Source organism: Streptomyces sp. NPDC029296 (assembly GCF_055569255.1).
Genome location: NZ_JBVHXT010000045.1, coordinates 25017 through 51716, shown reverse-complemented (window position 1 = coordinate 51716; position 26700 = coordinate 25017). Strand labels below are relative to the sequence as shown.

The window sequence follows — 26700 nt, the reverse complement described above, 5'->3', positions numbered from 1 at the left end:
CGACCCGGCCCCCCTCCCGCCGGCCGGGCGGCGAGGCGGCGCCGCACCAGGCCGGCGGCCTTCGCGAGTTGCGCCAGACCGACCAGGACCGGGAAGGAACGATCGGTTCATGAGCGGCACCCAGGTGCGAACGCCCGTCGCGGCCGACGGCCGACTGGGCGAGGCCGGCGAGCACCCCGGGCTCGGCGATCCGGACTATCTGCCCCGGCGCCGGGCGATCGCCGCCCTGGCCCGGGGCCACCGGGTCGGCGACCCGTCCCCGACGGTGGACTACACCGCGAGCGAGGAGAGAACCTGGCGCACCGTCCACCGGGCACTGTGGAGGGCCCAGGGCGAGCACGCGTGCCGGGCCGCCCTCGACGCCAGGGAGTGCGCCCCGATCCCCGCGGACCACATCCCGCAGCACGCCGAGGTCGGCGCGCGGCTGCGGCGGCTGACGGGCTTCGACTTCACCCTCGCCGGGGGAGTGGTCGCCAACAAGCGGTTCCTGGGATCGATGGCGGACGGCTACTTCCACGCCGTGCAGTTCGTCCGCCACCCCGCCGTACCGCTGTTCACCCCGGAGCCCGACGTCATCCACGACGTCTTCGGCCACGGCATCCACCTCGCCTCGCCCGCCTTCGCCCGGATCTACCGCCTGATCGGAAAGGCGGCGATGCGGGTGGAGCGCGAGGACGTGCTGCAGATGATCAGCGACGTGTACTGGTTCACCCTGGAGTACGGCGTCCTCGACGAGGGCGGGACCCCGAAGGCGTACGGCGCGGCCCTGCTCTCCTCCTTCGGCGAGATCGGCCGGCTGCACGAGGCCGACGTCCGGCCGCTCGACATCGACGCCATGCTCGCCACCCCGTACGACATCCGCGGCTACCAGCCGGTCCTGTTCAGCGCCCGCACCCTGGACGAGGTCAACGACACCCTGGCCGCCTTCCTGGAGGACCTCGACGACGGCGGCGAACCACGCCGGCGCCCGGCCCCGGCCCCGGGCTCGGGGGAGACCGGTACCGCCGGCCGCTGACGGGCACCCCGGCCCGGGGCCGGTGCCGCTGCCGGCCGTGAGTACGGGCCTCGGCCGCGGTCCTTCGTTCGCGCGGCCGCGCTTGCGGGCTCCTGCGCGGCAACGTGGCCGCGGGGGGAACATCCGCGGCGACCCGGGCGCCGGTGTGTGTCTCCCCGGTGCGCACGAGGACGCCGTCGATGCGCAGCCCCTCGCCGGCCGCGGGTCCGGTCCAGGGGATGCCCGCGCCGCGCCGTCAGCCGCGCGCCGTCCACATCCCGCCGCCCTGGCGGGCTGCCGCGATCTCCCGCCCGTGACATCCGCGGAACTCGGGCTGCGTGGCGAGCCCGGACCGCACGAGCCTGACGACGACGTTCCGGCCGCCGCCGGAGCGCGCCAGGTCCACCTCATCCCTCCCGTTCGCCCCCAGACGGTCAAGAAGTCGGCCGGGCCGACGGGTTGACGGGCCGTCATGGCCTTGACAGGTCCAGACCAGCAGGGATTGAGTGACCGGCACGTGATGGGGGCCCGCCGAGGTGCTCGGCGCGCCGCGTCGAAGGAGTGAGCAGCGCTGAAACGCATCAAGAGGTTCCTGACCGTACTGGGCGCCGTCGTCGCCTCGGCCGCCTTCCTCCCCGCCGCCGCCGGAGTCGCCACCGCCGCGCCCGCGGCGGCGGCCGGGGACGCGCCCGCCTGCGCGCCGTCGTGGAGCGCCACCACCGCCTACCCGTCCGGCGGCACCGTCTCCCACCACGGGCGCAACTGGAGCGCCAAGTGGTGGACGCGGAACGAGAATCCGGGCGCCACCGGCGTCTGGGCGGACCGGGGCGCCTGTGTCGGAGGGGTGTCGGACTTCGTCATCAGCGAGGCGCAGTTCGACACGATCTTCCCGGAGCGCAACCCCTTCTACACGTACCAGGGGCTGATCGACGCGCTCCACGCCTATCCGGGCTTCGCCAACACGGGTACGCCGCAGACCCGGGCGCGGGAGGCCGCCGCCTTCCTGACGCACGCGGACTTCGAGTCGGTCGGGCTGCGGTACGTCAAGGAGATCAACGAGGCCAACTACTGGCGCAAGTGCGACGACAGCCGGCCCTACGGCTGCCCGGCGGGGCGGGAGGCGTACTACGGCCGCGGCCCGATCATGTTCAGCTGGAACTTCAACTACAAGGCCGCCGGTGACGCGCTCGGCCTGGACCTGCTGCACGACCCGTGGATGGTGGAGCGCGACCCGTCGGTGGCCTGGCAGACCGCCCTCTGGTACTGGAACACCCAGAACGGTCCCGGCACGATGACCTCCCACGAGGCGATGGTCGGCGGCGCGGGCTTCGGCCAGACCATCCGCTCCCTCAACGGCGCGCTGGAGTGCGACGGCGGCAACCCGGAGTCGGTGGCGTCGAGGGTCGCCCGGTACGAGCGGATCACCGCGATCGTCGGTACGGCACCGGGGTCCGGGCTCACCTGCTGACGCGGCCGCTTGTCGCTCTTGTTCATGCGGCGGACAGCAACACGGCCCGCTTCAACTGCCGGTTTCCTCCTCGGGTGCGTGTCCGAAGATGTATCGCGCGCGGACGCGCCGCACACGGCCCTCATCCCGAACAGCGGGCGGAATCGGCCCAGTTGACAGCGTGGCGGGCACGTGGCCGGCACTCCTGCGGAGCGTCCTCGCGCGGCGGCGGGTCCCGGACGACCTTTGGTCTAGACCTTGACAGGTTCAGACCACCTGGCTGAGTGTGGTGGCCCCCCATGGCGGTGTCGCCCGTCGGCGACACCGCGCCGAAGGAGCTGATCGCGTGATCAAACGTGTCATGAGCCTGCTGGCCGCCCTCGTGGCGGTCGTCGCGACGCTCGTCTTCCTCCCCGCCGCCACGGCCGCCGCGGCCACCTGCGCGCCCGCCTGGAACGCCTCGTCCGTCTACACGGGCGGCGGCTCCGCCTCGTACAACGGGCACAACTGGACCGCGAAGTGGTGGACACAGAACGAGCGTCCGGGCGCCTCGGACGTCTGGGCCGATCAGGGCGTCTGCGGGGCGGGCGGCGGCGGCCAGCCCGACCCCTCGGGCTTCGTCGTCAGCGAGTCGCAGTTCAACCAGATGTTCCCGAACCGGAACTCCTTCTACACCTACAGCGGCCTCAAGGCGGCGCTGAGCGCCTACCCGGCCTTCGCCAACACCGGCAGCGACACGGTGAAGAAGCAGGAGGCGGCGGCGTTCCTCGCCAACGTCAGCCACGAGACCGGCGGTCTCGTCTACATCGTGGAGCAGAACACCGCCAACTACCCGCACTACTGCGACACCACCCAGTCGTACGGCTGTCCGGCCGGCCAGGCCGCCTACTACGGCCGCGGTCCCATCCAGCTCAGCTGGAACTTCAACTACAAGGCCGCCGGTGACGCCCTCGGCATCGACCTGCTGGGCAACCCCTGGCAGGTGGAGCAGAACGCCGCCGTGGCCTGGAAGACCGGCCTGTGGTACTGGAACACGCAGTCCGGCCCCGGCACCATGACGGCCCACAACGCCATGGTCAACGGCGCCGGTTTCGGTGAGACCATCCGCTCCATCAACGGCAGCCTGGAGTGCAACGGCGGCAACCCCGCCCAGGTCCAGAGCCGTATCAGCAAGTACCAGGCGTTCGTCCAGATCCTCGGCACCACGCCCGGCTCGAACCTGAGCTGCTGAACTCGGACCCACCGCGAGGAGGAGGGGTCGTGCCCGTCGGCGGACGGGTACGCCCCCGATTCGTTTCCCGCGGGCGGCACGCGCCCCGGCGCCGAGGCGGACGCCGGTGGCCGACGCCGGCGACCACCCCTGTGAGCCGCTGCCGCCGGCTGCCCGGCGTCCGTGACGCCAGGCGGTCCGCCCGCCTGTTCCGGGACGCCCGGCGGCATCCCCCGCCCCCGCCGGAACCTCCCCATGTCTATCCGGCCTTCGTGGGTTCGCGGGTGCCGAGTCCGCGCACGTAGAGCACGGTGGCCAGGACGCCGTCGGCGGTGGCCGGCTTGCCCTTGGCCCCGGCGCCCCGGGCACTGCGTACGGGCCGGCCGCGCGGACCTCATCGCCCACCCCTCCCAGGCCCCGCCTGCCGGGGAAGTGGCGCTCGGGATCGGCCGGTGCCCGGACGGGCAGTGCGCGCCCGAGGCCGGACGGATCGGCACCCGGTGCGGATCGGTTCGTCCCGGCCGGCGAAGTACCGGTGCGGCGCGGGGCCGCTCATCCCCGCCTGCTCGGCGATGGTGTCGAGGGGTGGACCCGGCGCCCCGGCGACCGCGATCCGTTCCCAGGCACTTTCCTCGATCTCGGCACGCCCGGCTGCCGGCGGCGGCCGAGGCGAACGTCCGGCACTGGCTCACGGTTAGACCCTATTACGAACGTTCTTGACCATCACTCGCTCTTGCCGTTATAACTTCTAACGAAAGCGGCAGTCGCTAACGGAGCTGCCGGTCGAGGGAGGTCTCATGAACGCCGAAACGATGATCGAGGTCGTGCTGCCGGGCAGGGTCGAGCCGGAGGGGCTCGAGGTGCGGCACGGGGCCGTTCCGACTGCCGGTCCGGGCCGGGTCGTAGTCCGTATGGAAGCCACCGGTGTCTCCTTCGCGGAGCAGCAGATGCGCCGCGGTCGCTACTACGACCAGCCGCCCTTCCCGTTCGTCCCCGGCTACGACCTGGTCGGCACCGTGGCGGCGACCGGTGAGGGTGTCGACGCGGACCTGGTCGGCACACGGGTGGCCGCGCTGCTGAAGGTGGGCGGATGGGCCAGCCACGTGATCCTCGACGCCGCCGATCTGGTGCCCGTCCCGGACGGGATAGGCGCCGCGGAAGCGGAGACCGTGGTGATCAACGGCATCACGGCCTGGCAGATGCTGCACCGCAAGGCCCGGGTGCGCGCCGGCCAGACCGTTCTGGTGCACGGCGCCAACGGGGGCGTGGGGTCCGTCCTGGTCCAACTCGCCCGGGCCGCGGGCGCGCGGGTGATCGGGACGGCCTCCGCACGTCACCATGCCGCCCTGCGGGAACAGGGGGTGACCCCGATCGACTACCGCACCGAGAACATCCCCGCCCGTGTCCGGGAACTCGCCCCGCGCGGCGTGGACGCCGTCTTCGACCACGTCGGCGGCCGCGGCATCGTCGACTCCTGGAGCCTGCTCGCCCCCGGCGGGACGCTCGTCTCCTACGGCAGCGCCTCCACCCGCGACGACGAAGGCTCCAAGCAGTGGCCCGTCCTCAAGCTGCTGGCCCGGGTCTGGCTGTGGAACGCCCTGCCCAACCGCCGCCACGCCTGCTTCTTCAACGTCTGGGCCGGCCGCGCCCTGCGTCGCGACCGCTTCCGGGCCCGGCTGCGCAACGACCTCACCGAGGTCTTCGAAGCCCTGCGGCGGGGGGAGATCACCGCCCGGATCGCCGCCGAGCTGCCCCTCGCCGAAGTCGCCGAAGCGATGCGGCTGGCCGAGTCCGGTACCGTCGCCGGAAAGGTCGTCCTGCGCGCCTGACGCATCAAGCGCTGGCACACACGCATCCCCCCGACGATCGCACTCCTCTTCCGGAGGAGGGTGCGCCTGAAGTCGTCTTCCGCCTGGACGAGTGCGGCCCGCCCGGCCTCCAGCCCCACCCTTCCCCGACCGGGATCCGCATCGCGTTCGTGCTCGACGACTCAACCGCACCGGGGCCCAGTCCACCGCTCGTCAGGGCAAACGGGCGTGCTCGGCCCGGCTGGCGGCGATCCGCTCCCGCGCGAGCGTACGGGCCCGCTTGGTGTCGCCGCCGGTGAGCCGGGCGAGGATCGTCGCGAGCGGCCTGATCCGGCCCCGGCCGCCCCAGTGACCCTCGGGAATCTCGGTGGGGAATACCCAGATCCGGCTGGCGTCCCGCGGCCAGGCACCGTTCTCCGCGTCGAGGATCGCCTCCGTGACCTCGGCGATGACGCTCGCCCGCTTCCGCTCGTCGAGCTGGCCCTCGGGGACGGACGGGACGACCTTGTAGCGAGGTGCGTCCGCGGGTTCTCCGCCGACGTAGACGCCGGCCGGTCGGTGCAGCCAGAGCCAGGAGGCGGAACGGCTCACCGGGTCCGCGGGGTCGAATCCCTCGTTGCGGACGAGGATCTCGGTGATGCGGTTCAGCAGCGCCGTCTCGGCGTCCGGCTGGAGCGCGCCCTCGGGAAGGTACACGTCGAGCATGGGCATGGTCGGTCTCCCTCGTGAGTTTATTTTTTCAACTCAGGACGGAGCCTACGAGGGCTAAGTACAGCTTGTAAACCCAGGGGGTACACTCGTCCCATGGAGACGCGGCGAATCGACCCGGTGAACTGCTCGGTGGCACGCGCCCTCTCGGTGGTGGGGGAGCGCTGGTCGCTGCTGATCGTTCGTGAGGCGCTGGACGGCGCACGCCGGTTCGGGGAGTTCCACTCCCGCCTCGGGATCGCCAGAAATCTCCTGGCGACTCGGCTCGAGACCTTGGTGACCGCGGGAGTGATGCGCCGCGTGCCCTATCGGGAGCCCGGGGACCGACAGCGCTTCGCCTACGAACTCACCGAGCAGGGCCGGGCGTTGCGGCCCACGCTCGTGGCGCTCCTGGAATGGGGCGACGCGTACCTCGCCGACCCGCAGGGTCCGTCGGTCATCGTCCGGCACCGGCCCGTCGACGACGCGAGCTCCTGCGGCGAGCCGGTCAAGGTCGTCCTCGAGTGCGCCGCGGGGCACAGCCACCTCGCCCCGGAAGACGTCTGCCGCACGCCCGGGCCGGGCGCACGCTTCGTGGAAGGTTCCTGAGACCCCGGGACGGTGCTCGGCGCCTCGCCTCGCGAGAAGCGTGATCCGGGCGGGTGGGGCCGGCGCTCGGGCCATGGCGCAAACGCCGGATGCTGCCGCCCCGGCCACTCCGGTGTGTGCGCGAACTCCCGTGTTCGCTACAGCTTGTGACTCCACGGTTGAGTGATGGTCAATAGCTCCCGTGATAGCCTCTAACGGAACGATCACCGGGACAGGGAGAGAGGCGGACCGTGGGCAAGCCGGATGCGAGCACCACTCCCAGGGAGCGCTACCGCGCCCAGGTGCGGGAGGAGATCAAGAAGCACGCCTGGGAGCAGATCGCGACCGCCGGGGCGTCCGCGCTCTCCCTCAACGCCATCGCCAAGCGGATGGGCATGAGCGGACCGGCCCTGTACCGCTACTTCGCCGGCCGCGACGAGCTGATCACCGCGCTCATCACGGACGCCTACCGCAGCCTGGCCGACACCTTCCGCGCCCGCGCCGAGGCCGGCACCGATCTGCGCGACCTCGCGCACGCCCTGCGCGAGTGGGCCCTGGCCGACCCTCAGCGCTACTTCCTCGTCTACGGCACCCCCGTGCCCGGCTACCGCGCCCCCGACGACACCACTCGGATCGTCTCGGAGGTCATGGCCGTCATCCTCGACGCCTGCACCGCCGAGAGCCTCCCCGACGTGCCGCCGTCACCGCTGGAGACGCATCTGGACGAACACCGTGCCTGGGCCGCAGGGCACCCGGCCCCGCCCCGGGCCCTGCGCCGCGCCCTCGCGTTCTGGACCCGTCTGCACGGCACCCTGTCCCTCGAACTCGCGGGCCACTTCACCGGCATGCGCTTCGACCCGGCCCGGCTCTACGACGCCGAGGCGGACTCCGTCGCGGACCGCTGACGGGAGCGGCGCGACCGTGTCCCGCGTGCCACGATGGGCGCATGAGTGATGAACGCCGCTTGCTCGCGGAGAAGACCCCCTTCCCCGACGGCCTCGACGAACGACTGCGCGCCCAACTCACCTTCCTCGTGGAGGTGGACCAGCTCAAGACCATCCTGCGACAGTCGCCTCTGGCCGCCGCGGACCGCCGTGAGAACGACGCGGAGCACTCGTGGCACCTGGCGATGATGGTGGTGATCCTCGCCGAACACTCCGACGAGCCCATCGACGTCGGGCACACGGTCCAGCTCGTGCTGCTGCACGATCTGGTGGAGATCTACGCCGGGGACACTCCGCTCTACGACAGCGCCGCGGGTGTCGATCAGCGCGAACGGGAAGTCGCCGCGGCCGACGAGCTGTTCGGCCTGCTTCCGGACGACCAGGCGCGGCGGATGCGCTCCCTGTGGGACGAGTTCGAGGAACGCCGCACCCCCGAGGCCAGGTTCGCCAAGGCGATTGACCGGCTGCAGCCGCTGCTGCTCAACTGGATGGCGCGCGGCGGCACTTGGCGCACCCCGGGGGTCACCGCGGACGATGTCCGCGCCCGCAAGGCGGTGATCGGGGAGGCGTCCTCCTCGCTGTGGAAGGCCGGGCGGCACCTCATCGACGAGGGCGAGGCGCGCGGCTGGTCGAGGAGCGCCCCGCCCCGCCCCTGACCTCCTCCCGGCCGGTGGTCAGCGGGTCCGGCCCAGGCCGGCGACGAGGAGATCGACCAGGCGCCGTGCGTCGTAGCGGTCGTCGCTCTCCGCCCCGACGCAGAGGTTCCCGACGCCGCGCATGAGCGTGTACGCCTCGATGCCGGAGCGGATCTCACCCGCCCCGGCGGCGGCGTCGAGCAGCTCCGTGCAGACCGGCAGCAGACGGTCCAGGAAGTAGGAGTGCAGGGTGTCGAAGCCGGCGTTGTCCGACCGCAGCACGCCGGCGAGCCCGTGCTTCGTGACCAGGAAGTCGACGAAGAGGCCGATCCACTGGCGCAGCGCGGCATAGGGCGTCGCGCTCGTCGCCAGCAGGGCGGGACCGGCGTCCGCGCAGGCGTCGACCTGGTGCCGGTAGACGGCGACGATGAGGTCCGCCCGGGTCGGGAAGTGGCGGTAGATGGTGCCGACCCCGACACCGGCCTTGGCCGCGATGTCCCGCACCGGTGCCTCCACGCCCGCCGTGACGAAGACCGCGGCGGCCGCGTCCAGCAGGGCCTCCTTGTTGCGCCGGGCGTCCTTCCGCCGGGACGGGCCCGTGCGCCCGGCACCCTCGTCGCTCTCGCTCACGGCGCCGCTCCTTCCGCTCACCACTTGCAGAAACGGAACCATGTTCCGTATCGTTCTTCCGGAACAAGGTTCCGCTTGCCCATGATGGCAGAGCGGACGCCCGGCGACCAAGCCTGCCCTCCCCCCTCCACGCCCCGGCCGTCCGGGCCGTCCACGGCTCCGTGCCGGCACGCTCGCCCTTCCTTCCGATCGAGGAGACACGCTCATGCAGTACCGCACCCTGGGCCGTACCGGAGTACAGGTCGGCACACTCGCGCTCGGCGCGATGAACTTCGGCAGGATCGGGCGCACCACCCAGGACGAGGCCACCGCCATCGTCGACGCCGCCCTGGCGGCGGGCGTCAATCTCATCGACACCGCGGACATGTACGGCGACGGCGAGTCGGAGGAGATGGTCGGCAAGGCCATCGCCGGCCGCCGCGACGACATCGTCCTGGCCACGAAGGCGGCCATGCCGATGGGCGACGACCCCAACCGCCGGGGCGGATCGCGCCGCTGGCTGGTCACCGCGCTCGACGACAGCCTGCGCCGCCTCGGCGTCGACCACGTCGACCTCTACCAGATCCACCGGTGGGACCCGAGCGCCGACGACCAGGAGACACTGTCGGCCCTGACCGACCTGCAACGCGCCGGGAAGATCCGCTACTTCGGCTCCTCCACCTTCCCCGCCTACCGGATCGTCCAGGCGCAGTGGGCCGCCCGCGAGCACCACCTCGGCCGCTACGTCACCGAGCAGCCCGGCTACTCGATCCTTCAGCGCGGGATCGAGGCCCACGTGCTGCCCGTGACCGAGGAGTACGGGCTCGGCGTGCTGGCCTGGAGCCCGTTGGCCTCCGGCTGGCTGTCGGGCGCGGTCCGCCGGGGCCGGGACGTCACCACCCACCGCGCGACGTTCATGCCGGAACGCTTCGACACCCGCGTCCCCGCGAACCGGGCCAGGCTGGACGCCGTGGAGCGACTCGCCCGGGTCGCCGACGAGGCGGGCCTGACGATGATCCAGCTCGCGCTCGGCTTCGTCACCGCCCACCCGGGCGTGACCAGCGCCCTCATCGGGCCCCGCACGCTCGACCACCTGCATGCGCAACTCGCCGCCGCAGGCACCGTACTGTCCGCCGACGTGCTCGACGCCGTCGACGCCGTCGTCGCCCCCGGCACCGACCTCGCCCCCCAGGAGAAGTTCGACACCCCGCCCGCGCTGCTCGACCCGTCATTGCGGCGCCGCCGCTGAGCCGGGGCGCCGGTGCCTCAGCCGGCCTGCCCGTGCGAGGTGAAGAAGGCGACGAGGCTGTGCGGGGCGCCGGCGTCGAGGCACAGGGCGTGGACGCGGGACGCCATGGCGGCAGCGGCGGCGCCGCGCGGGAAGAGGGCGCCCTCGTACGAGGCGAGCGCGGCCTCGGTGTCGTACGGGTGCGCGGCGAGGGCGTTGCCCAGTTCCGCGCCGTCGTACATGGCGAGGTTGGCCCCCTCGCCGGACGGACACATCAGGTGGGCGGCGTCGCCGAGCAGTGTCACACCGGGCACGCGCTTCCAACGGTGCCCCGTCGGCAGGGCGTTGACGGTGCGGGGGACCGGTGGGGTCTCGCCGTCGGTGATCAGGGCGCGGAGTTCCGGGGCCCAGCCGTGGAACTCCGCGGCGATGCGGGCGACGGCCCCCGCGGGGTCGCCGAAGTCGATGGCGTCCAGCCACTCCCGTGGCTTGGTGAGCGTCACATAGGTGTGCAGGACTCCGTCCGGCTCGCGGTGGGCGGAGATCCCCTTGCCGGGGGCGAGCGCGAAGAGCGAACCGTCGCCGACGGCCCGGGCGCTGGCCGGGTGGCGGGAGTCGCTGTCGAACAGGTAGGTCTCGACCAGGCAGGTGCCGACGTACTCGGGTTCGGCGTCCGACAGCAGCGGACGCACCCGTGACCACGCCCCGTCGGCGCCCACCAGCAGGCTGGTCGTCACGGTCGCCCCGTCGGCGAACACCACCTCGTGCCGGCCGTTCCCGAGGGGCCGCACGCCCGTCACCTTGCGTCCCCAGCGGACCGTGCCGGCGGGCAGCGAGTCGAGCAGGATCCGCCGGAGGGCGCCGCGGGGCACCTCGGGCCGCCCGCCGGTACCGTCGTCCGGCTCGTCCAGCAGGACCCTTCCGTCCTTGTCGAGGACCCGGGAGGCTTCGGCGCCCTGGTGGATGATGCCGAGGAACTCCTCGTACAGCCCGGCCGCCTTCAGCGCGAGCTGCCCGTTGTGCTCGTGGATGTCGAGCAGACCGCCCTGGGCGCGGGCCGTCGCGGAGGTCTCGGCTTCGTAGACCGTCGCCGGGATGCCGTGGACGTGGAGGACACGGGCGAGCGTGAGTCCGCCGAGCCCCGCGCCGATGATCGTGACCGGAGTGGTCATGGTGCGTCCTTTCTGATCGCGGGCCGCCGGGGCGGGGCCCCAGGAGGAAGCGCACCCGGCAGGGGACTGGAACGCTGTTCCAGACCTCTTCCAGACTGGAATGCCGTTCCAGACCTTGTCAAGCTGGAATGGTGTTCCAGTCCGTCTAGGATCGACGGCATGGCCACCAGGAAGCGCCGTCCGGAACGACGGCAGGAACCGCTCTCCCGGGAGCGCATCGTCACCGCGGCCGTCGAACTCCTCGACACCGTCGGCGAGGGCGGGCTCACGTTCCGCGCCCTGTCCGAGCGCCTCGAGACGGGCCCGGGAGCGATCTACTGGCACGTCACGGGCAAGACCGAACTGCTCGTCGCCGCGACCGACGCCGTCGTGGCCACCGTCGTCGCCGGTCAGGACACCGGCGCGACGCCGCAGGAAACGATCCGCGCCCTCGCGCTCGGGGTGTTCGACGCGATCGACGCCCACCCATGGGTCGGGACGCTGCTCGCCCGGCTCCCCCGCACGCCCGGGCGGTCGCCGATGCTGCCGGTCTTCGAACGCATCGGACGCCAGGTGCAGGCGCTCCGCGTACCCGAAGCCGCCCGGTTCACCGCGGCGTCCGCCCTGATGGGTTACATCGTCGGAGTGGCGGGCCAGAACGCCGCCAACACCCGGGCGGCACGGCCGGACACCGACCGGACCGCGTTCCTCGACGCCACGGCGACCGCGTGGGCGGAGCTGGACCCCGACCGGTACCCGTTCACCCGCGACGTGGCCGGACAACTGCGCGAGCACGACGACCGGGAGGAGTTCCTCGCCGGTATCGACCTCATCCTCGCGGGAATCACCGCCTGCGGGACCGGGGGCCGGGCACGGCCCTGAGCCAAGGACACGCCGGACGACCGGCACCACGTGACGGTGGACGACGACACAGGTGTGCTCGTGTCCGCCGCCGCGAACATGGACGGTCGGAGCGGTCGTCCCCGGTCAGGACGGCCGCGCCTTCGCCCGGAAACGCAGTCCCGACCGCGGCTCTCCCCGGCCGGGGCGTCGTCGGCGGACGTGCCGAGCCCGGCGCGTCGTCGCCGGGCGCCCTCGTCCGCGAGATCGAGGAGGCTCGGCACCACCACACGGACCGGCGTCGACGGCGAGGGACTACGCCGTGTCGGTGCCGGGTAATCCGGTCGCGCATGGTGATCGGTCCCGGCAGACTGAGGGGCGTGGAGCGCTTGGCGGAGATCGCGGGTCGGCTGGCCGGTGTCGGCGGGATCGTCGGGGTGTGCCTGGGGGGTAGCCGGGCGAGCGGAACGCACGGTCCCGGCTCCGACTTCGACCTCGGCCTGTACTATCGGCCGCCGCTCGACACCGCCGCCCTGCGGGTGCTCGCCGCCGAACTGACCGGTGAGGCGGTGGAGGTGACCGAGCCGGGCGGCTGGGGACCGTGGGTGGACGGTGGTGCCTGGCTGACCGTCGACGGCCACCGGGTCGACTGGATCTACCGGGACCTGGACCGGGTCCACCGCGTCTGGGAGCAGTGCCGCGCCGGGCGGTTCGAGATCGGGACCCAGCCCGGCCACCCCCTGGGCGTCTACTCCCACGCCTACGTCGGCGAGCTGGCCCTGGGGCGCGTCTTCGCCGACCCCACCGGCGAACTGCGCGGCCTGCGGGAGCGGACGCGCAGCTACCCCGAGCCGCTGCGCGAAGCGCTCATCGCCAACGCGCGATGGGAGGCGCCGTTCATCCTGGCCGGCGCCCGCAAGGGGGCGGCTCGCGGTGACGCCTTCTTCGTCGCCGGCTGCCTCTTCCGCGCGGTCGGGCTTCTCGTACACGCCCTCCACGCCCACGCCCGGTGCTGGGTCCTCAACGAGAAGGGCGCGGTGCGGGCCGCGGGAGAACTCCCCCATGCCCCGGCGGACTTCGCCGACCGGGCCCACGGGCTGTTCTCCGCCCTCGGCACGACTCCGAAGACGCTCGACGCCGCACTCGACGCCGCCGACCGGCTGACCGCCGAGGTGTGCGGTGAGCCGGCGCGGTGACCCCCGGCTCCGCCCCTGAGATCCGGCCGCCGTGCTCCGGCACCGACGACCCCACCGGACAGCCCGTCCTGCTGCCCACCGGCTGCCGGACAGCGAACCGGGAGCGCACCCGCCCTCAGAACGCGACGACCCGGAAGAGTCCGGGCGTGGCGGTGGCGAAGCCGGGGGAGCCGGACGGGTCTTGCCAAAAGCGAGGGTCGTCGTCCGCCGCGCGCCACGCGTCGGGGCTGTCCCAGTGCGTGATGCCGACCAACTGGAAACGAGTGCCCGGGTCGACCGCACGGTACAGCCGGCTGCCCCGGAAGCCGGACGCCCTGCTCATCGGCTCCGCCCGGCCGAGCCAGTACGGCGGGAATTCGTCGATCCGCGGGACCAGTCCGCGGTGCAGCCATGCATCCCGGAAACCGGGGGCGTCGCGTATGAGCCCGACGCGCTCCCTCCTGCGCGCCGTCGACTCGTCGATCCGGCCCTAGGGCAGGCAGTTCCCAGGCGTCGATCAGAATGACTCCGTCGTCGGTCACCGCACCGTCGTGAGACCTCGACCAGACTTCAGGCCAAGAGGGTTGTCCCCTTTCGGAACGGTCACCGCCGGAACCCTCCCGGCTGTTGGCATGCCTCCGCCTCCGCCAGGTACCGCGACACCGGGCCCAGCGTGAGCATTCCGCTCGCGGCGCCGGCGTGCTCGGTGCGGGCGGGGCGCAGGGCCGTCGCGGCGCGGGCGGCGATGGCCGGTTCGCCGAGACGGGCGGCGGCGTGCGCGGTCAGGCACCAGAGGGCCTCCTGCATGTGGTCCGGCGGAGGTACGGGCGCCGTGCGCAGGGCCGCACGGGCCTCCTCGGCCCGGTTCCGGGCGAGCAGGACCAAGGGCCGGGTCCAGGGGGCGTAGGGGCCCCAGTCGAGGCGGGGGTCGGCGGGTGCGGGGCGGTCGTGCAGGAGGCGTAGACCCAGGAGGGCCAGGGGGAACAGGCCGCGGTGCAGTCCGGGCATGCCGGCCGTGGCGGCGAGGGCTTCCTCGGCGGTGCGGTAGTGCGCCGCGGCCGTGGCGGCGCTCGGACCGCCGGGCTCGCCGCTGCGGGCGGCCGTGACCCGCGCCCGGAACCAGCCGGTGAGCACGGGGACCAGGGGTGCCTCGGTGAGGACGGCGAGTTGCTCGGCGGCCCGCGCGTGCGCGGTCGCGGCGTCGAGGTCGCCGAGCGCGGAGGCGGATTGCAGGCGGATGAGCCGGCCGAGGACGGCGAAGTCCGGCAGGTCGTGCCGGGTGGCCAGGTCGAGGATCTCGGCGCCGGTCGCGTCCCGGGCCGCCGCGAGCCCGGGGCGGGCGAAGGACTGGAGGAACACGCCGTTGAGGGCGAACACCAGCAGCGCGGGGTCGCCCAGCTCCCGGGCCAGCGCCTCGGCCGCGTCCGCCGCCCGCCGCGCACGCTCGCGCTCGGGGCCGGTCGCATCGGCGCTGCGGCTCTCGACGGCGACCGTGGCCAGGAGGCGCACGCGCAGTCCGGCGGGGCCCTCGGGTCCGAGCGCGGCGAGCGTGCGCTCGGCCGCCGCGACGACGGCGCGGGACTGTCCGGGGTCGTCGGCCCGGCTCCAGAGGGCGGGCACGTCGTAGGCGCCGATGACGCGGGCGGTCAGGGTGACGTCTCCGGTGCGTTCCGCCGCCTGGACGGCGGCGAGACGGTCGCGCCGCGCGTGCACGAGGGCGTCGCCGCCCGCCAGGGCGAGGGTACGGGCCAGGTCCACGGTGGTGCGCGGGCCGAGCCGCACGCCGCCGGTCCACACGGTGGACGTGGGCCCGAGCGCCGCGGCCCCGCCGAGGATGTCGGCCTCCAGGCGCCGGAGGTCGGCCCCGGGGTCGAGTCCGAGCCGGTCCGCGAGCATCGTGCGGGCGCGGCGCAGGGTGGCCAGCGCGTCCGCCCGGCGACCCGCCTGGTGCAGCGCGCGGGCGAGCAGCCCCCAGGCCGGCTCGCGCCATGGATGCTCGGCGACGTGGGCACCCAGGTCCGCGACGAGGCCGGCCCCCGCACCGGAGTCGAGGAGGAGGCGGGCACGCAGTTCCACCGCCTCCAGTCGCAGTTCCTCCAGCCGGGCCCGCTCGCGCAGGACCCATGCCGAGCCGGTCACGTCGGCGTAGGCGGGGCCGCGCCAGGCGGCGAGGGCCGCGTCGAGTCCGGTCACCGCGGCGGGGGTGCGCCGGGCACCCGCCAGGGCGTCCTCGAACCGGTGGGCGTCCACGTGCTCGCGCGGCAGGCGCAGCGCGTAGCCGGACCCTTCGGTGACGAGGACGCGCGGCGGGGTACGGGGCGGCCGGTCCGGTTCGAGGGCGCGGCGCAGCGCGGCGACGAACGTACGCAACGCGCCCACGGCTCGGGCCGGCGGCTCGGCCCACAGGTCGTCGACGAGCGTGTCGGTGGCGACCACCCGTCCCCCGGCGGCGACAAGCCGGCCGAGTACCTCCCGATGCCGGGGCCCGCCCAGGTCGACCGGGGTGCCGTCGGCACGGAGGGCCCGCACGGCGCCGAGTACGTCGATTCGCATGCCCCCATCTTCCGTGCCGCCCGGCCGTCGCGCCGCGGCGTACTGATCGGTTGCTGATCGCCGTCGTCCACGCTGGCCCCGTCGACCACGCGACCCAGGAAAGGGCCCTTCATGACGCTCACCATCCCCGGCTTCGACCATGTCCGCCTGCCCGGCGCGGACGGAGTCGAACTGGCCGCCGCCATCGGCGGCGGCGGCAGTCCGGTCGTGCTGCTGCACGGCTTCCCCCAGACCCACCTGATGTGGCGGCACGTCGCCGAGCGGCTCGCCGGCGAGCACACGGTGATCTGTCCCGACCTGCGCGGCTACGGCGCCAGCGACAAGCCGGCGGCCACCGGCCCCGAGGTGTATGCCAAGCGCACCATGGCCGCCGACGTGGTCGCCCTGGCGGCGGCGCTCGGCCACGAGCGTTTCGCCCTCGTGGGCCACGACCGGGGCGCCCTGGTCGCGTTCCGGGCGGGGCTGGACCATCCGGAGACGATCACCCACCTGGGCATCCTCGACATCGTGCCGACGCTGGACATGTGGGACGTGCTGCACGGCGTCCCGGCGGCGGTCGGCTACCACCTCTTCCTCATGGCGCAGCCGCCGGGCCTGCCGGAAACGATGATCGCCAACAGCGCGGACGCCTACTTCGGCTCGTTCCTCGACACCTGGGCGAACGACCCGGCCGCCATGCCGGCACCGGTGCGTGCCGCGTACCTGCGGGCGAGTGCCGCGGCGGTGCCGTCGATCGTCGCCGACTACCGCGCCTCGGCGGGCATCGACATCACCCACGACCAGGCGGACCACGACGCCGGGTCCCGGCTGGCCATGCCGGTGACGGTCGTCCAGCAGGACTGGGGCGCCCGACTGGGCTACGACGCCGCCGCGGTGTGGCGGGCCTGGGCGCCGGACCTGGACCACCGGCTGACCCGGGCGGGGCACTTCATGGCCGAGGAGGCACCGGACGAGATCGCGGGAGCGATCCGGGACCTGCTGCGCCGCTGACCCGGCCGGGGGCGGGCGGCGGGGGAGGGCCCCTCGCGTCCGGGGCGATCCGCGACGCCTTACCGGCCCGGCACCGTCAGGCCATCTCGACGCAGCGGTACACGCGGTCGAAGCGCAGGGCCGCCAGGTCCCGGCGCCGGATCACCCAGTGGGCCACGCCGGAGTCCAGTTCCGTGACGTCGTCGCCGCACCTCCAGGTGGCCAGCAGAGCCCAGTCACCTTCGCTCACGGAGCCGTTCTCCACCGCGTCACCCTTCTCCGAGCTGCCGTCCGCCCCCGGATCGCGGGCGTAGTGGACGGGGTCGTTCTGGGGCGAGACCGGGTGGCCGCCGATCTGGAGCGCCCAAGGAGGCCGGTAACCGCCCACGTGCGCCCAGGCGTCGCCGAGTTCGTCGGCGAGTTCGAACTGCTCCTCGTCGGGGAGGCCGCCCCAGGTGTCCAGGGCGAAGCTCTCCGGCATCTGAGGGCTCAACTGATGCCAGACCGTGCGGAGTTCTCGTGACCGGTACGGCTTGCGCCGGCCGTGCGCGAGCGGAGTCGGGACCGTCGGGGTCCCGGCGGGGACGTACAGCACGGCGTCGGGCACCTGTCCCCCGACGCCGTGCGCATCGGGGCCGGCGAAGAAGAGGAGGCGGCCGTCGCGGGGGAGCGGGAGGCCGGTGGCGCCCGGTGGGAGGGCGGCGAGATCCACTGAGGCCACGAAGGGGTCGGACGGCTTCGGCACGCCGTACGGCAGCATGGGGTCGCCGCCGATCCGGGCCACGAGCGGACCGTCACCGCCCTCGGCCAGATACACCGCCGGCAGGGCGACGCGGATCCACTCCTCCACCTCCGCCGCCGGCAGGCCGCAGGACGCCGCCTCGGCCCGGAAGCGGTCCGGCATGTCCACGCTCTCGTCGCTCACCGGGTCACCCTAACGGGCGGCGGCCGCTGCCAACTCAGCGACCCGGCAGGGGAATCGGGGAAGTCCGCGGGGCTCGGTGGGGCTCACCGCCCGGAGGCGTGCGGGTGCCGCGTCCGGCCCGCAGGCGCCCATCGGAAGCGGTGCGGTCACAGCAGGTGGCGGATTCCGTGTCCGAGCAGACCGGCGAGCGTCACCCCGGCGCCGTAGGCGAGCCCGCGGACGAAGTGCGCCGCGGCGGCACGGTGTTGTCCGCGGGTCCGTGCGCCGTACCGACGGAACCGGGACGGCCGGTCGCCCGGCGGGACGGGGGTGGTGGTCATGGGACGGTCCTTCCGCGGGTACGGAGAAGGGAGCCCTCCCCGGGGATGTCCGGCGGCGCGGACTCCCTTCAGGGGGGGGCGATCAGTGGCTGGTGAGTTCGCGCAGGCGGTCCGCGAGGCGGCGGTCGGGACGGCACAGCAGGCCGCCGTCGTCGTGCAGGTCGGCCAGCCGGTCCACCTCCGCCTTCAGACCGCCGATGGGGACGGCCCGTCGCGCACGGGTGGAGGCGCTGTGACCGGCGAAGTACTCCCACACCTCGATCAGCCTCACCAATTCCCCGGCGTCCAGGTCCGCGCCGCCGCCCGGGCCGGCCAGGATGGCGCCGACCTGCTCCCACCAGTGCGCCGCCTCCCCCAGCTCCCCGCTGATGAGGTGCTGGAGATACAGGCAGTACGCCGCCACGCCGTGGCCCGCGCCCGCGGCGAACTGCCACCAGAACCGGGCACTCTCGGGGTGGTCGGCGAGATGGAGGGAGCAGGCGAAGACGTGGATCCCGACGATGTCGAGGTCGTCGGTCCACCCCTCGAAGGTGGTGCCGGGAGCGTCGATGACGTCGGTGAGGTCCTTCATGTGCGCCGCCGCGTCGGCTTCGGTGACACCCCGCACGGTGACGGCCTCCAGCCGCTGCCGGGCCGCCGCGCTCTCCGGCCGTTCCGCGGCGGGGGGCGGGAGGTACCCGGCGTCCTGGGCCAGGCGGCGCAGTCCGGCGGCCACGTCGAAGGGGCGGCGCGGCTCGCACGTGGAGGTGCCGGCCAGGCGGTCTTCCCATGTGTTCACGCGTTGTCCTCCCGTTGGGACTTCAGGAGCCGGTAATAGATCGGGGCGAGCCGCTCCCGTGCCTTGCGGCAGTGGTAGTCGACGGTGCTCTGGGTGACCCCCATGTACCAGCTGATGCGCTTGGTGTCGTGGCCGCCGATGTACCGCAGGACCATGACGTCGAACTGGCGCGGAGGCAGGGAACCGAGCGCCGCGTACAGGCCGCTGCCGCTGTCCAGGGCCGCCATCTGCTCGCGGAGGGACAGCAGCTCCTCGGATATGACGGTGCGCCGTACGATCGCCCAGACCTCCTGCTGAAGGTCCTCGCTCTCCGAGCTGAGCCGGTCCCAGTGGCGCAGGATCTCCAGGAAGGCGCGGTGGATGGCCCGTTCGGCCGCGTCGTTCGTTCCCAGCGTGGCCAGGGCGAAGTCGTGGTACGCCTTCTGGTGCAGGATGTAGAGCGCCTCGAACTCCACGGGCAGCGGGAGAGGGGCTTCGGCCACGGGGATCCGGCCGTCGTCCTCGCCGACTTCTTCGGTCATCGGTCCTCTTCGTTGAGGGTTCCAGGGGCCGGCGCGGAGGTGCGCCGGCGTGAACTACTCAACCGGTCGAAAGCCCCGAACACGCATACGTCAGTGAACGATTTTTACGTTCGGAGACCACTCAGGTGCCCACGGTGACGATCGCCGCCCTGGGTGGTGTGGCCTGATCAGGCGTTTTGCATCACAGTGTGTGACATGAAACTGACAGAACGCTGTTCATATGTGATGAAGGTCACATGAGTTCATCGTTTAACCGCATGTCGGGTAACAGCACGTACGAGTGAAGTGCGTCGAAAACTCTGCGACTCAGATGTTGGAGTGCTAGCACGCCGAAGCGCCGCGTGCGTCGCCGCGATGCATGTAGGCTCCATCTTCATCGGTGATCTCGTGCGTTTGGAGGAACTGCCCATGACGAAGGCCCCGTTCGTCACCATGGCCGCCGCTACCGCGGCGCTGGGGACGGTGCTCGGCTCTCTCGCGCTGCAACTGCGTGCGCGGGGCTACGAGCAGTACGTCGAATCCGTGTCCACCTTCAGCATCCTGATGTACGTCACCGCGGCTCTCGTCGTCGTGACCTGGGCCCGGGACGGGCGACCGCACTCCGGCTGACCCGGCATGCCGGCCGGTCGGCCGCCGGACAGGCGCCGGCCGGTGGACGCCGGGCCCGGGAGCCGACCGGGTCCGACGGCCGGGCCGGCACAGAGCGCGCAGTGAACCCGCGCGGGCCGTGCCCCCCTCGTCCGGGCCGCATATCCGTGCGCCCCCGCTGCCCGTGCGCGGCCCCCCGATTTCCCCTCCCGCCCAGGCGTTGACACGGCGTCACACCCCTCTCATCATGGGAGCGCTCCCACAGGTGGGATCCGGCCGTCCCGCCCGCATGCGCACGCTCGCCCCGCACCCCCGCTCCGTCCGCTCCTTTTCCTGTGTCACCGGCGTGGAACGCCCTGCCGCCGCGTCGGCGACCTAGCCTGTCCGGCGGTTCCGTCCGGCACCCTGCCGCGCCGCCGGACCCACGAGGGAGGACCCCATGCCACCACTGCACAGACCCGGCCGCCCGGCCGGCGCCGGGGGCCCTCGCGCCCTCGCGCGCGCCGCGATCGTGCTGGCCGCCACGGCCGCCCTGCTGCCCCCACTGGCCGGCGTCGCACCCGCCGCACCCGGGACGGAGTCCGCCGCGGATGCCGGTGTCCGCGTCAACGCCCAAGCGGCGCTGGGCCGGCTGACCGACACCGCGCGCGGCGTCAACACCGCCATCTGGGACTCGCACATGAACGACCCCGAGGTCGCCGGCCTGATGAAGGCGGCCGACGTCGGGATGATGCGCTACCCCGGCGGTTCCTACGCGGACATCTACCACTGGGAGACGCACACGGCGCCCGGGGGATACGTCGCCCCCGGCACCGGCTTCGACGCCTTCATGGGCACCGTCCGCGCCACCGGCGCGCAGCCGATCCTCATCGCCAACTACGGCTCGGGAACGCCCGAGGAGGCGGCCGGCTGGGTCAGGTACGCGAACGTCACCAAGGACTACGGCGCGAAGTACTGGGAGATCGGCAACGAGATCTACGGCAACGGCCATTACGGCAGCGGCTGGGAGCACGACGACCACGCCGACAAGAGCCCGCGGGAGTACGCCCGCCAGGTCCGCGCGTACGCCAAGGCCATGAAGGCCGTCGACCCGACGGTCAAGATCGGCGCGGTCCTCACCGCTCCGGGCGAGTGGCCGGACGGCGTGGTCGGCGAGGGCGACCCCGGCGACTGGAACAACACCGTGCTCTCCCAGGTGACCGACGTGATCGACTTCGTCAGCGTCCACTGGTACGCGGGCGGGTCGGACACCACCGCCCAGGACGCCATGTCCCGGCTGACCCGGCTGCCCGGCGAACTGCGGGAGGTCCGCGCCCAGCTCGACCGGTACGCGGGCGCGGACTCGCCGCGCATCGGCATCGCCCTCACCGAGATCAACACCAACACCGGCGGGGCCCGGCTCACCGCCCGCCCCAACGGCCTGTTCGCCGCCGACGCCTTCATGACGGCCCTGGAGAACGGGGTGTTCAACGTCGACTGGTGGGACACCCACAACGGCGCGGGCCAGATCACCACCGTCGACGGCGAGACCGACTACGGCGACATGGGGATGCTCTCCAGCGGCGCCTGCACCGGTGACGTCTGCGAACCGGCGCCGAACACGCCGTTCCACCCGTACTACGGCATGAAGATGACCAGCGAACTGGGCACCGCGGGCGACACCATGGTCGCCGCCGAGTCCTCCGCGCGGGACGTCTCGGCACACGCCGTACTGCGGCGCGACGGACGCCTGAGCGTCCTGCTCGTCAACAAGAACCCGGACGCCGCACGGACCGTCGACCTGGACTACGCGGGCTTCACCCCGTCCACGACCGCACCCGAGGTGCACCGCTACGCACGCGGCGACAGCGACATCACCGAGGTCGCCGCCGGGGCGGAGTCCGCCTCCCGGGTCACCGTGCCACCGTACGCGCTGCTCACCGTCACGCTGCGACCGCGGGCCGGCACCGGGCCCGGGGCGTCTGCCGCCGCAACGCCGGGCACGCCGAGGCTGGACGCGGTGACCGACACCACCGCGCGCCTGTCCTGGGCGGGCGCGACGGGCGCCGCCCGCTACGTGGTCCAGGAACGCGACGGCACGTACACCCGCGTGGTCGGCGAGTCCACCGGCACCTCCGTGACCCTGCGCAACCTGCCCGCGGGCAGCACCCACACGGTCAACGTGCTGGCGGCCGACGCGTCCGGACGCCTCTCCGCCCCGTCCTCGCCGCTGACCTTCACCACCGGCACCCCGACGGACGCCGCCTGCGCGGTGACCTACCACCGCGACACCGGCTGGGGGAACGGCTTCGTCGCCACGATCACCGTCCGCAACCTCTCGGACACCCCGATCACCGGCTGGACCGTGGACTGGGACTGGCCGACCAGTGGCCAGTCGGTGTCCTCCGGCTGGAACGCCACGTTCCACCAGACCGGCTCACATGTGCGGGTGACCGCCCCCGACGGCGCCGGGCCACTGGCCCCTGACGGTGCGTCGACGGTCTCCTTCGGCTTCGTCGGCGCCAACGACGGCCCCAACCCGGACCCGACCGTCTTCCGCCTCAACGGCGCGGTCTGCTCCGGCGGTTGACGCCCGGGCCCGCACGGGGCGGGGCGCCCCCGCCCCGGGCGGGCCGATGCGGGCCTGTCCGGCGCGGGACGGCCGTCGTCCACGGCGTGTACCGGACGAGGGGGCGACGCATACGATGGCCGTCCGGTCGTAGTGATCGCCGCCGCGCCGCCACCGCCCCCCGACCACGCGCACGGCTCTGACCGGCACCGGCACCCGGCACACCGCGGACGGCGCCGACGGCACGAGGCCCGTATGGATCCGGCTCGCCCTCGGTGTGGCCCTCACCCTCGCGGCGGCGCTTGCCGAGAGCCTCCGCTTCGTGCTGTCCACACCGCTGCTCGGGCGGTACACCTCGACGGAGTCCAACGCCTTCGTGAGACCACCACCTCGGTCCTGTACGCCCTGCCCGTCCTCACCATCGTCGTGTCCCTGATCCTCCGAAGGAAACCGCGGCGGCGGGCCCCGCAGCCGAAGCGCGGGCCCGCCGCCGCGGTCCGGCGGGTCAGGCGTCCACCGCCTCCGTCAGCCCGGTGACGGCCTCCGGCCAAGGGGTGGGTGTGGCGACCAGGGCGCGCAGCGCACGGGTTCGGCGCGGGGGCAGGCCGAGCGCCAGGATGCCGGTGGCCCGGTCGCCGGTGCCGTAGAGGGCTGCCAGCCGCAGCGGGTCCTTGCCGAGGACGCGGACCTCGATCCGGTCGGCGCCGGCCAGTACGCCGTGGGCCTGGAGCTTCATGTCGTACTGGTCGGACCAGAAGTACGGCACCGGGGTGAACGGGAGCCGCTCGCCGAAGCGTTCCGGGTCCAGTTCGGACAGGAGGTTGCGGGCCGCGGCGAGGCCCTGCTCGCCGGCGTTCATACGGTGCTCGATCCGCACCTCGCGCCCCAGCACCGGGTGGTACCAGCGGGCGACGTCACCGGCGCCGTAGAGCCCGGGGGCCGCGGCGCAGAACTCGTCGCAGCGCAGCCCGTCCGACAGGTCCAGGCCCGCCGCCTCGGCGCCGGGGCCGCGCAGCCAGTCGACGGCCGGGACGGAGCCGACGGCCAGCAGGACCTCGTCGGCCTCGACCACGGTGCCGTCGGCGAGCACGACACCGGTCCCCCGGTGTGCCTTCCGGCGGATGCCGGTGACCGCCTGTCCCGTGCGCAGGGTGACGCCGTGGGCGCGGTGGACGTCGGCGAGGAGCCGGCCGACCTCCGGACCCAGCACCCGCCCCATCACCGTGTCCCCGGTGCCGATCAGCGTGACGTGGTGGCCGAGCGTACGCGCCACGGCGGCGGCCTCGGCACCGAGCACGCCGCTGCCGACCACGGCCAGCCGCCGGCCGGGCGTGGCGAGGCGCCGGCGCAGGGTGAGCGCGTCGTCCAGGGTGCGCAGGACGTGCACCCCCTCGGCCGCGTCGCAGCCGGGCAGGGTGCGCGGCACCACACCGGTGGCGACGATGACACCGGCGCAGCGCAGCACGGTCCGCCCGGCGTCGCCGAGGGTGAGCGCGCGGCGCGCGGGATCGTAGGCGACGGCGCGGGTGCCCAGCCTGAGGTCCAGACCGAGCTCCGTGAGCCGGCCGGTGTCCCGCAGCGCGGTGCGCTCCGGCTCCCAGGCGCCGGACAGCACCTGTTTGGACAGCGGAGGGCGGTCGTAGGGCGGGTGGGGTTCGTCGCCGATGAGGGAGATCTCCCCGTCCCAGCCCAGCCGGCGCAGCCCCTCGGCCGCGGCCAGCCCGGCCGCCGCCGCGCCGACGACGGCGATCCGGGGACGGGGGGCGTCGGGGGCGCTCATTCGCGCACCTGGATGGCCGCGGCGGGGCAGATGGTGGCGGCCTCGCGCACGGCGGCGTGCCGGGCGGCGTCCGGGGCGGCGTCCAGGAGGACGACGATGCCGTCCTCGTCACGCTGGTCGAAAACCTCGGGGGCGACCAGCACGCACTGGCCGGCGCCGCAGCACTTCGCCTCGTCGATGGTGATCTGCATCAGGTTTTCCTTCAGTGGTGGGAGAGGGGCGGGAGGGCGGAGGTCACCAGGTGACCGGCAGGGCATGGCAGCCGTAGATGACCATGTCGGTGCGGAAGGGGATCTCCTCGACCGGCACGGCCGGACGCATGCCGGGGAAGCGGCGCAGCAGGGTGGTGATCACGACCTGGAGCTCGGCGCGGGCCAGCGCCTGGCCGAGGCACTGGTGGATGCCGTAGCCGAAGGCGACGTGGTGCTGGGCGTTCGCACGGGTGATGTCGAGCCGGCCGGCGTCGGGGAAGGTGTCCTCGTCGCGGTTGGCGGAGGGCACGGCGACGATGACGCCCTCCCCCCGGCGGATGAGCCGCCCGCCGACCTCCACGTCCTCCAGGGCCGCGCGCCGGGGGCCGTTGCGGATGATGCTGTGGAAGCGCAGCAGTTCCTCCACGGCGCCGCGGACCAGGGAGGGATCCTCGCGCAGCCGGGCGGCGGTCTCCTGGTCGAGCATCAGGGACAGGGCGCTCAGGCCGATCATGTTGGCCGTCGTCTCGTGGCCGGCGACCAGCAGCAGCACGGCGAACGCCACGAGGTCCTCGTGGGTCAGCTCGCCCCGCGCGTACTGCTCGGTGACGAGTCGGCTGATGATGTCGTCGCCCGGGTCGGCCTTCTTGGCGTTCACCAACCGGTCGATGTAGGCGAGGAGTTCACGGCGGGCGGGTTCGCGCTGCTCTTCGGTGAGGTCACGGGAGAGCAGGGTACCGGTCAGCCGCTGGAAGGTGTCGTGGTCCTCGTAGGGCACGCCCAGCAGCAGGCTGATGGCGAGCGAAGGCAGCGGCAGCGCCAGGGCCTGGACCAGGTCGACGGGGTGCTCGCTACGGTCGGTCCGCTCCATCGCGTCGCACAGCTCGTCGGTGAGCCGTTGCAGGGTCGGGCGCAGCGCCTCCACCCGCTTGACCATGAAGTCCCGGGTGACCATGCGGCGCAGCCGGGTGTGCTCCGGCGGGTCCATGCGGATGAAGCCCCGCGTAGCGCCGGGGCGCGGGCTGCCGCCGGTCATCCCGCTGACCGGGTAGCCGGGGGCGGAGGTGTCGGAGCTGAACCGCGCGTCGCCGAGGATCGCCCGGACGTCCGTGTACCGCGTGGCGAGCCATGCCCAGCCGCCGTCGTCCAGCGCGACCTTGGACAGGGGCTCTTCCAGGCGCAGTCGCGCGAGACCCTCGGGCGGATCGAAGGGGCAGCCGGCCGGCGGCCGGGAAGGCAGCGGCGGAAGCGGTGCGGTGGTGGTCATGCCACTCCTTGTGGGAGAAGACCTTCGACTAACACTCGTTAGCTTACGACCGTTTCCTTAGGGTGTGGTGCGGCGGAGGCGGCAGGAGGGGTGAAGGAAACAAGGTGATGTGGTGCAGAGATGACGCGGCGTCAGGCGACGGCGGCGGCCGGCGGGCGACCGGCCGCGGGGGTGCCCGAAGAGGACCCGGGACGGGTCAGCGTTCCAGCAGCAGGCCGAGCAGCTCGTCGACGAACCGGTCCAGCCGGGCGGTGTCCTTGCGGCGCGGCATGACCTGCCAGAGCGTGACCCGGCCGTGCAGCGCGCACCACAGCAGGTACGGGGCTTCCGCGCGGGTGCCCCGTACCCGCCAGCCGGCCTCCTCGCAGTGGGTGAGCGCCTGGCTCAGCCCGCGCAGGAGCAGCCCCGCCGGGTGGCCGTGCAGCCGGTCCTCGTCCACCGGGGTCTGCCAGATCTCGCACACCAGGCGGTACTTGGCCGGGTTGGCCACCGCGAAACGGCAGTACGCGCGCAGCTGGTGCCGCAGCCGTTCCAGCGGGGCGCCGGCGGGCGCGGAGGCGTCGGCCTCGGCCATCAGCGCGGCCAGCCGTTCGTAGTGCTCCGCCAGTACGGCCCACACCAGCTCGGTCTTGTCGGCGAAGTGCCGGTAGATACTCGGGGTGGCGATGCCGACCTCCCGGGCCACCGCCCGCAGGGAGAGGGCGTCCTCGCTGCCGACCTGCTCCAGCAGCCCCCCGGCGGCCCGCAGGATCTCCTCACGCAGCCGTTCGCCCTGCCCGCGCGGGTTGCGCACCCGCGCCGCCCGCTCCGGAGGGGACCCGGCGGAGCCGTCCCCGTCCCGCTTCGTCTCGACCACCGCCGTCCACCTCCTTCTCCTTGGGACATCGCCGCCGCACTGCCGCGCGCGACGGCCCATTCTCGCCGATCACCGCAGGACAGCCGCC

27 protein-coding genes are annotated in these 26700 nt (G+C 73.3%); 13 read left to right on the top strand and 14 right to left on the bottom strand.

Annotated elements, in window-relative coordinates; translation table 11 throughout:
• The first annotated feature begins 109 nt into the window (after positions 1-109).
• Complete coding sequence (locus ACZ4W9_RS32475; RefSeq protein WP_467941795.1) at positions 110-1015, top strand: phenylalanine 4-monooxygenase; 906 nt, start codon at positions 110-112, stop codon at positions 1013-1015.
• A 235-nt stretch (positions 1016-1250) separates the two neighbouring features.
• Here the strand turns inward: ACZ4W9_RS32475 and ACZ4W9_RS32470 are convergent, their stop codons facing one another.
• Complete coding sequence (locus ACZ4W9_RS32470) at positions 1251-1400, bottom strand: hypothetical protein (protein ID WP_467941793.1); 150 nt, start codon at positions 1398-1400, stop codon at positions 1251-1253.
• 165 nt (positions 1401-1565) lie between these two features.
• On the opposite strand from ACZ4W9_RS32470, the gene ACZ4W9_RS32465 reads away from it, so the two are divergent.
• From ACZ4W9_RS32465 to ACZ4W9_RS32455, 3 genes are all read left to right on the top strand, one after another.
• Entirely contained in the window at positions 1566-2462 is an 897-nt protein-coding gene (locus ACZ4W9_RS32465; RefSeq protein ID WP_467941843.1) for a glycoside hydrolase family 19 protein, read from the top strand.
• Positions 2463-2787: 325 nt separating this feature from the next.
• Positions 2788-3672, top strand: a complete 885-nt coding sequence (locus ACZ4W9_RS32460) for a glycoside hydrolase family 19 protein (protein ID WP_467941791.1) — start codon at positions 2788-2790, stop codon at positions 3670-3672.
• Between the two features lie 776 nt (positions 3673-4448).
• Complete coding sequence (locus ACZ4W9_RS32455; protein ID WP_467941790.1) at positions 4449-5480, top strand: medium chain dehydrogenase/reductase family protein; 1032 nt, start codon at positions 4449-4451, stop codon at positions 5478-5480.
• A 192-nt stretch (positions 5481-5672) separates the two neighbouring features.
• Here the strand turns inward: ACZ4W9_RS32455 and ACZ4W9_RS32450 are convergent, their stop codons facing one another.
• Complete coding sequence (locus ACZ4W9_RS32450; protein ID WP_467941788.1) at positions 5673-6170, bottom strand: tautomerase family protein; 498 nt, start codon at positions 6168-6170, stop codon at positions 5673-5675.
• Positions 6171-6263: 93 nt separating this feature from the next.
• Between ACZ4W9_RS32450 and ACZ4W9_RS32445 the strand changes: the two genes are divergently transcribed.
• The 3 genes from ACZ4W9_RS32445 (at position 6264) to ACZ4W9_RS32435 (ending at position 8334) form a co-directional block, all read left to right on the top strand.
• Positions 6264-6755: a winged helix-turn-helix transcriptional regulator gene (locus ACZ4W9_RS32445; RefSeq protein ID WP_467941786.1), complete on the top strand. Its 492-nt coding sequence runs from the start codon at positions 6264-6266 to the stop codon at positions 6753-6755.
• A 230-nt stretch (positions 6756-6985) separates the two neighbouring features.
• The gene (locus ACZ4W9_RS32440) at positions 6986-7639 is read left to right on the top strand and encodes a TetR/AcrR family transcriptional regulator (RefSeq protein ID WP_467941784.1); all 654 of its coding nucleotides are present in this window, start codon (positions 6986-6988) and stop codon (positions 7637-7639) included.
• Positions 7640-7680: 41 nt separating this feature from the next.
• Complete coding sequence (locus ACZ4W9_RS32435) at positions 7681-8334, top strand: HD domain-containing protein (protein ID WP_467941782.1); 654 nt, start codon at positions 7681-7683, stop codon at positions 8332-8334.
• An 18-nt stretch (positions 8335-8352) separates the two neighbouring features.
• Here ACZ4W9_RS32435 and ACZ4W9_RS32430 read toward each other — a convergent pair whose 3' ends face one another.
• A complete protein-coding gene (locus ACZ4W9_RS32430; protein ID WP_467941780.1) occupies positions 8353-8943 on the bottom strand; it encodes a TetR/AcrR family transcriptional regulator in 591 nt (196 codons plus the stop codon).
• Between the two features lie 205 nt (positions 8944-9148).
• Between ACZ4W9_RS32430 and ACZ4W9_RS32425 the strand changes: the two genes are divergently transcribed.
• Positions 9149-10171: an aldo/keto reductase gene (locus tag ACZ4W9_RS32425; protein ID WP_467941778.1), complete on the top strand. Its 1023-nt coding sequence runs from the start codon at positions 9149-9151 to the stop codon at positions 10169-10171.
• A gap of 17 nt (positions 10172-10188) precedes the next feature.
• Here the strand turns inward: ACZ4W9_RS32425 and ACZ4W9_RS32420 are convergent, their stop codons facing one another.
• Positions 10189-11322 (bottom strand): FAD-dependent oxidoreductase, encoded by a 1134-nt coding sequence (locus ACZ4W9_RS32420; protein WP_467941776.1) that lies wholly within the window; start codon positions 11320-11322, stop codon positions 10189-10191.
• A 159-nt stretch (positions 11323-11481) separates the two neighbouring features.
• On the opposite strand from ACZ4W9_RS32420, the gene ACZ4W9_RS32415 reads away from it, so the two are divergent.
• Both ACZ4W9_RS32415 and ACZ4W9_RS32410 read left to right on the top strand, forming a co-directional pair.
• Positions 11482-12183: a TetR/AcrR family transcriptional regulator gene (locus ACZ4W9_RS32415; RefSeq protein WP_467941774.1), complete on the top strand. Its 702-nt coding sequence runs from the start codon at positions 11482-11484 to the stop codon at positions 12181-12183.
• A gap of 308 nt (positions 12184-12491) precedes the next feature.
• The gene (locus ACZ4W9_RS32410; protein WP_467941772.1) at positions 12492-13337 is read left to right on the top strand and encodes a nucleotidyltransferase domain-containing protein; all 846 of its coding nucleotides are present in this window, start codon (positions 12492-12494) and stop codon (positions 13335-13337) included.
• A 115-nt stretch (positions 13338-13452) separates the two neighbouring features.
• Here the strand turns inward: ACZ4W9_RS32410 and ACZ4W9_RS32405 are convergent, their stop codons facing one another.
• The gene (locus ACZ4W9_RS32405; RefSeq protein ID WP_467941770.1) at positions 13453-13659 is read right to left on the bottom strand and encodes a hypothetical protein; all 207 of its coding nucleotides are present in this window, start codon (positions 13657-13659) and stop codon (positions 13453-13455) included.
• A gap of 260 nt (positions 13660-13919) precedes the next feature.
• Positions 13920-15869: a BTAD domain-containing putative transcriptional regulator gene (locus tag ACZ4W9_RS32400; protein ID WP_467941768.1), complete on the bottom strand. Its 1950-nt coding sequence runs from the start codon at positions 15867-15869 to the stop codon at positions 13920-13922.
• 111 nt (positions 15870-15980) lie between these two features.
• Between ACZ4W9_RS32400 and ACZ4W9_RS32395 the strand changes: the two genes are divergently transcribed.
• Positions 15981-16859, top strand: a complete 879-nt coding sequence (locus tag ACZ4W9_RS32395) for an alpha/beta fold hydrolase (protein ID WP_467941766.1) — start codon at positions 15981-15983, stop codon at positions 16857-16859.
• Positions 16860-16935: 76 nt separating this feature from the next.
• On the opposite strand, the gene ACZ4W9_RS32390 is transcribed toward ACZ4W9_RS32395, so the two are convergent.
• The 4 genes from ACZ4W9_RS32390 to ACZ4W9_RS32375 all read right to left on the bottom strand — a co-directional run bounded on the left by ACZ4W9_RS32390 (position 16936) and on the right by ACZ4W9_RS32375 (position 19382).
• Positions 16936-17763 carry a DUF1963 domain-containing protein gene (locus ACZ4W9_RS32390; protein ID WP_467941764.1) on the bottom strand — a complete coding sequence of 276 codons (828 nt, stop codon included), beginning with the start codon at positions 17761-17763 and terminating at the stop codon, positions 16936-16938.
• Positions 17764-17909: 146 nt separating this feature from the next.
• Positions 17910-18083, bottom strand: coding sequence for a hypothetical protein (locus tag ACZ4W9_RS32385; RefSeq protein ID WP_467941762.1), 174 nt, complete (start codon positions 18081-18083; stop codon positions 17910-17912).
• Between the two features lie 82 nt (positions 18084-18165).
• Positions 18166-18861, bottom strand: a complete 696-nt coding sequence (locus tag ACZ4W9_RS32380; RefSeq protein ID WP_467941760.1) for a hypothetical protein — start codon at positions 18859-18861, stop codon at positions 18166-18168.
• Complete coding sequence (locus ACZ4W9_RS32375) at positions 18858-19382, bottom strand: RNA polymerase sigma factor (protein WP_467941758.1); 525 nt, start codon at positions 19380-19382, stop codon at positions 18858-18860. The genes ACZ4W9_RS32380 and ACZ4W9_RS32375 overlap by 4 nt, the downstream gene beginning before the upstream one ends.
• A gap of 408 nt (positions 19383-19790) precedes the next feature.
• Here ACZ4W9_RS32375 and ACZ4W9_RS32370 point away from each other — a divergent pair, with 408 nt between their 5' ends.
• Positions 19791-19991, top strand: a complete 201-nt coding sequence (locus ACZ4W9_RS32370) for an SCO3870 family protein (RefSeq protein ID WP_467941756.1) — start codon at positions 19791-19793, stop codon at positions 19989-19991.
• A 418-nt stretch (positions 19992-20409) separates the two neighbouring features.
• Positions 20410-22539 (top strand): cellulose binding domain-containing protein, encoded by a 2130-nt coding sequence (locus ACZ4W9_RS32365; RefSeq protein WP_467941754.1) that lies wholly within the window; start codon positions 20410-20412, stop codon positions 22537-22539.
• A gap of 484 nt (positions 22540-23023) precedes the next feature.
• Here ACZ4W9_RS32365 and ACZ4W9_RS32360 read toward each other — a convergent pair whose 3' ends face one another.
• The 4 genes from ACZ4W9_RS32360 to ACZ4W9_RS32345 form a co-directional block, all read right to left on the bottom strand.
• Positions 23024-24298, bottom strand: coding sequence for an NAD(P)/FAD-dependent oxidoreductase (locus tag ACZ4W9_RS32360; RefSeq protein WP_467941752.1), 1275 nt, complete (start codon positions 24296-24298; stop codon positions 23024-23026).
• Entirely contained in the window at positions 24295-24489 is a 195-nt protein-coding gene (locus tag ACZ4W9_RS32355) for a ferredoxin (protein ID WP_181797842.1), read from the bottom strand. Before ACZ4W9_RS32355 ends, ACZ4W9_RS32360 begins: the two co-directional genes overlap by 4 nt.
• A 43-nt stretch (positions 24490-24532) precedes the next feature.
• Positions 24533-25756 (bottom strand): cytochrome P450, encoded by a 1224-nt coding sequence (locus ACZ4W9_RS32350; RefSeq protein ID WP_467941749.1) that lies wholly within the window; start codon positions 25754-25756, stop codon positions 24533-24535.
• A gap of 196 nt (positions 25757-25952) precedes the next feature.
• Entirely contained in the window at positions 25953-26612 is a 660-nt protein-coding gene (locus ACZ4W9_RS32345; RefSeq protein ID WP_467941747.1) for a TetR/AcrR family transcriptional regulator, read from the bottom strand.
• Between the last annotated feature and the right edge of the window lie 88 nt (positions 26613-26700).